General features: G+C 46.1%; 2 tRNA genes and 3 rRNA genes. All 5 read right to left on the bottom strand.

Features of this window, described 5'->3' with window-relative positions:
* Nucleotides 1-188 precede the first annotated feature (188 nt).
* The 5 genes from rrf to QOL71_RS17590 all read right to left on the bottom strand — a co-directional run bounded on the left by rrf (nt 189) and on the right by QOL71_RS17590 (nt 5,300).
* Nucleotides 189-297 (bottom strand): 5S ribosomal RNA (gene rrf, locus QOL71_RS17610).
* 166 nt (nt 298-463) lie between these two features.
* A 23S ribosomal RNA gene (locus QOL71_RS17605) occupies nt 464-3,221 on the bottom strand.
* Between the two features lie 156 nt (nt 3,222-3,377).
* A tRNA-Ala gene (locus QOL71_RS17600) sits at nt 3,378-3,451 on the bottom strand.
* 99 nt (nt 3,452-3,550) lie between these two features.
* Nucleotides 3,551-3,624, bottom strand: a tRNA-Ile gene (locus QOL71_RS17595).
* A gap of 159 nt (nt 3,625-3,783) precedes the next feature.
* Nucleotides 3,784-5,300, bottom strand: a 16S ribosomal RNA gene (locus QOL71_RS17590).
* Together the 16S, 23S and 5S rRNA genes with 2 tRNA genes alongside form the textbook arrangement of a ribosomal RNA operon.
* Nucleotides 5,301-5,686: the final 386 nt, after the last annotated feature.

The following is a 5,686-nucleotide window of genomic DNA, read 5'->3' as shown; positions in this document are numbered from 1 at the left end:
ATAATCGGATGGAATAATAAAATGTTATCAGTTATTGGTATATAGAATACAGTCTTGGCTATATATAAGGCATAAAAAACCTCAATCATTCAGTTGATTAAGGCTGTTAAAACAAATTTTATAGGAAAGTACTTGGCTATAAAGCATAAAAAAAACCTTCACTCAAAAAAGAATGAAGGTTTAAAAAAAACTGGCGGCGACCTACTCTCCCGCTTATCGCAGTACCATCGGCGCTAGAGGGCTTAACTTCTGTGTTCGGAATGGGAACAGGTGAGCCCCTCTGCTAAAACCACCCTAAAGGTTGTATATAAGGTTCAGGTTGCAGATTATAGGTCTCAGGTAATAGCTTCACTGCTACCTGCTACCTTGTATCTGTCATCTGATACCTGTTTTAATCGATAAAAACTTTCACAAAGAGCAAACCTTGGTTGCGCAATAACCGCTTGGTTTAATGTAACCAATAGGCTATAAATCTACGGGTAATTAGTACTACTCGGCTATGACATTACTGTCTTTACACCTGTAGCCTATCAACGTCGTCATCTCCAACGACCCTTAAAAGATGTCTCATCTTGAGGCGAGTTTCGCACTTATATGCTTTCAGTGCTTATCTCTTCCAAACATAGCTACTCAGCGGTGCACCTGGCGGTACAACTGATACACCAGAGGTTTGTTCAATTCGGTCCTCTCGTACTAGAATCAAGTCCTCTCAAACATCTAACGCCCGCAATAGATAGAGACCGAACTGTCTCACGACGTTCTGAACCCAGCTCGCGTGCCACTTTAATGGGCGAACAGCCCAACCCTTGGGACCTTCTCCAGCCCCAGGATGTGACGAGCCGACATCGAGGTGCCGAACCTCCCCGTCGATGTGAGCTCTTGGGGGAGACTAGCCTGTTATCCCCGGAGTACCTTTTATCCTATGAGCGATGGCCCTTCCATACGGAACCACCGGATCACTATGTCCTGCTTTCGCACCTGATCGACTTGTAGGTCTCACAGTCAAGCACCCTTATGCCATTACACTCTACGCACGGTTACCAAGCGTGCTGAGGGTACCTTTGAAAGCCTCCGTTACTCTTTTGGAGGCGACCACCCCAGTCAAACTACCCACCACGCAATGTCCTTCTTTCGAAGTTAGGCTCCAAGTAAACAAAGGGTGGTATTTCAACGTTGGCTCCACCAACACTAGCGTGCCGGCTTCATAGCCTCCCACCTATCCTACACATTGTTTACTCAAAGTCAATACGAAGTTATAGTAAAGGTTCACAGGGTCTTTTCGTCCCATTGCGGGTAATCGGCATCTTCACCGATACTACAATTTCACCGAGCTCGTGGCTGAGACAGTGCCCAGATCGTTACACCATTCGTGCAGGTCGGAACTTACCCGACAAGGAATTTCGCTACCTTAGGACCGTTATAGTTACGGCCGCCGTTTACTGGGGCTTCAGTCAAACGCTTCGCTTACGCTAACGCCCTTCCTTAACCTTCCAGCACCGGGCAGGTGTCAGACCCTATACAGCATCTTTCGATTTAGCAGAGTCCTGTGTTTTTGATAAACAGTCGCCTGGGCCTCTTCACTGCGGCCGGCATTGCTGCCGGCGTCTCTTCTTCCGAAGTTACGAGACTATTTTGCCTAGTTCCTTAGCCACGACTCACTCGAGCACCTTAGGATTCTCTCCTCGACTACCTGTGTCGGTTTTGGTACGGGTTGCTTCACTTCGGCTTTTCTTGGAAGCGAGTTCACTACAGCAGCTTCGCCCGAAGGCTAGGCCTTGACTATTCCGTCAGTCTTCAGCAGCTACGTCACTCCGTCCCCTTTTTAGTGTGAGCAAGTATGGGAATATTAACCCATTGTCCATCCACTACCCCTTTCGGGTTCGCGTTAGGTCCCGACTAACCCTCAGCTGATTAGCATGGCTGAGGAAACCTTAGTCTTTCGGTGAGGGGGTTTCTCGCCCCCTTTATCGTTACTTATGCCTACATTTTCTTTTCTATCCGCTCCACAATACCTCGCGATACTGCTTCGGCGCAAATAGAATGCTCCCCTACCAGATATAATAAATTATAAATCCATAGCTTCGGTAATATGCTTATGCCCGATTATTATCCATGCCGGACCGCTCGACTAGTGAGCTGTTACGCACTCTTTAAATGAATGGCTGCTTCCAAGCCAACATCCTAGCTGTCAATGCAGTCCAACCGCGTTGTTTCAACTTAGCATATATTTAGGGACCTTAGCTGTTGGTCTGGGTTCTTTCCCTCTCGGACATGGACCTTAGCACCCATGCCCTCACTGCCGTGGAACATTTATTAGCATTCGGAGTTTGTCAGGAATTGGTAGGATTTGACTCCCCCGCATCCAATCAGTAGCTCTACCTCTAATAAACTTATCACGACGCTGCACCTAAATGCATTTCGGGGAGTACGAGCTATCTCCCAGTTTGATTGGCCTTTCACCCCTACCCACAGGTCATCCGAAGACTTTTCAACGTCAACCGGTTCGGTCCTCCACTTTGTGTTACCAAAGCTTCAACCTGCCCATGGGTAGATCACAAGGTTTCGCGTCTAATCCTACTAACTCATCGCCCTATTCAGACTCGCTTTCGCTCCGGCTCCGGACCTGAAGTCCTTAACCTCGCTAGTAAAATTAACTCGTAGGCTCATTATGCAAAAGGCACGCCGTCACACCATATAGGTGCTCCGACCGCTTGTAGGCGTACGGTTTCAGGTTCTATTTCACCCTTCTATTCGAAGTGCTTTTCACCTTTCCTTCACAGTACTTGTTCACTATCGGTCTTTCAGGAGTATTTAGCCTTGGAGGATGGTCCCCCCATATTCAGACAGGATTTCACGTGTCCCGCCCTACTCATTTATCATCTATGTATGCCTTTCGAATACCGGGCTATCACCGTCTATGGCTGTTCTTTCCAGAACATTCTTCTAAACATATAAAGACTTTTGGGCTAATCCGCTTTCGCTCGCCACTACTTACGGAATCTCTTCGATTTCTTTTCCTCCGGGTACTTAGATGTTTCAGTTCTCCGGGTTTGCTCCTCGCCTTACGGCGGGTAATACATCTTCAATGTATTGGGTTGCCCCATTCGGACATCTGCGGATCAATTCGTGTGTGCCGATCCCCGCAGCTTTTCGCAGCTTACCACGTCCTTCGTCGCCTCTGAAAGCCTAGGCATCCGCCATACGCCCTTAACGATTTCTTTCCTATTTTTAGGTTACTCAAGCGCTTATTGCGCTCGGTTTTCTCTTTGTGATGTCTTTACCGTTAATGTCAATGATCTTATTTCTTTCTATTGGTCTGATGAACGAATATTGTTTTTGGCTCTATCCGTAACTTTTAAACCAGACTCATAAAACAGTGGAGAATAAGGGAGTCGAACCCTTGACCTCCTGCGTGCAAGGCAGGCGCTCTAGCCAGCTGAGCTAATTCCCCCTCTAGTAGAAATTTTAAATTCTAGATTATAAATTTTAAATGAAACATATGTTATAATCTAAAATCTATAATTTTTAATCTATAATTCCCTTCAATTAGTAGTCTCGGGCAGGCTCGAACTGCCGACCTCTACATTATCAGTGTAGCGCTCTAACCAGCTGAGCTACGAGACTATTTAATAATTAATAATTAACAATTATTAATTAATAATTATCTCTTTCCCTTTACTAATTTCTAGTGGGTTTATTTTTTATATAATCAACCGAGTAAAAAAACCAAAGCTTTATTCTTTGTATAAGGCTCTTTTAATATTTTTTGACGTATAGTCTCTAAAATGAGATGTTCCAGCCGCACCTTCCGGTACGGCTACCTTGTTACGACTTAGCCCTAGTTACCTGTTTTACCCTAGGCAGCTCCTTTTACGGTCACCGACTTCAGGTACCCCAGACTTCCATGGCTTGACGGGCGGTGTGTACAAGGCCCGGGAACGTATTCACCGCGCCATGGCTGATGCGCGATTACTAGCGATTCCAGCTTCATAGAGTCGAGTTGCAGACTCCAATCCGAACTGAGACCGGCTTTCGAGATTTGCATCACATCGCTGTGTAGCTGCCCTCTGTACCGGCCATTGTATTACGTGTGTGGCCCAAGACGTAAGGGCCGTGATGATTTGACGTCATCCCCACCTTCCTCTCTACTTGCGTAGGCAGTCTCACTAGAGTCCTCAACTGAATGGTAGCAACTAGTGACAGGGGTTGCGCTCGTTGCAGGACTTAACCTAACACCTCACGGCACGAGCTGACGACAACCATGCAGCACCTTGAAAATTGCCCGAAGGAGGATCTATTTCTAAATCTGTCAATTCCCATTTAAGTCTTGGTAAGGTTCCTCGCGTATCATCGAATTAAACCACATAATCCACCGCTTGTGCGGGCCCCCGTCAATTCCTTTGAGTTTCATTCTTGCGAACGTACTCCCCAGGTGGCTAACTTATCACTTTCGCTTAGTCTCTGAATCCGAAAACCCAAAAACGAGTTAGCATCGTTTACGGCGTGGACTACCAGGGTATCTAATCCTGTTCGCTCCCCACGCTTTCGTCCCTCAGCGTCAGTTAAATCTTAGTGACCTGCCTTCGCAATTGGTGTTCTAAGTAATATCTATGCATTTCACCGCTACACTACTTATTCCAGCCACTTCAAATTTACTCAAGACCTGCAGTATCAATGGCAGTTTCACAGTTAAGCTGTGAGATTTCACCACTGACTTACAGATCCGCCTACGGACCCTTTAAACCCAATAAATCCGGATAACGCTTGCACCCTCCGTATTACCGCGGCTGCTGGCACGGAGTTAGCCGGTGCTTATTCGTACAGTACCTTCAGCTTCCCACACGTGGAAAGGTTTATCCCTGTACAAAAGAAGTTTACAACCCATAGGGCCGTCGTCCTTCACGCGGGATGGCTGGATCAGGCTCTCACCCATTGTCCAATATTCCTCACTGCTGCCTCCCGTAGGAGTCTGGTCCGTGTCTCAGTACCAGTGTGGGGGATCACCCTCTCAGGCCCCCTAAAGATCATTGACTTGGTGAGCCGTTACCTCACCAACTATCTAATCTTGCGCGTGCCCATCTCTATCCGCCGGAGCTTTCAATGTCGAATGATGCCATTCAACATATTATGGGGTATTAATCTTCCTTTCGAAAGGCTATCCCCCAGATAAAGGCAGGTTGCACACGTGTTCCGCACCCGTGCGCCGCTCTCAATTGCCCGAAAGCAATCTACCGCTCGGCTTGCATGTGTTAGGCCTCCCGCTAGCGTTCATCCTGAGCCAGGATCAAACTCTCCATTGTATGCTTGTTTGTCCTTATACTCAAACTCAATTTAAAATTGACGCTTTGGTTTTTTTCCTTACTTGGTTGTTATATCTTATGTCAATGAACTTTGTTCTTTTCGCTTCCTCAGGAATCTTAAATCTGTCATCTTGTTCCTGATTTGCGAGTGCAAAAGTAAAAAGTTTTTTCCAAACTACCAAAACTTTTTTGAAGTTTTTTTCGTAACCTCGAATCCGTTTCCTTTATGTTTTTCTTACCATCTCCTGCGCTCCCAACATCTCTCGATTCGGGACTGCAAAGATAGACAAACTTTTTATTACAGCAAATTTTTTGAAATGTTTTTTTTAACCTGCTCCTAAAAACATATTAACCAAACCATCACTATATTACTGCTCTCCTGCGCT

This window comes from Epilithonimonas pallida (assembly GCF_900182975.1).
Lineage (GTDB): Bacteria > Bacteroidota > Bacteroidia > Flavobacteriales > Weeksellaceae > Epilithonimonas > Epilithonimonas pallida.
Note: the sequence above shows the minus strand (reverse complement) of the source record. Positions and strands in the feature narration are given on the sequence as shown.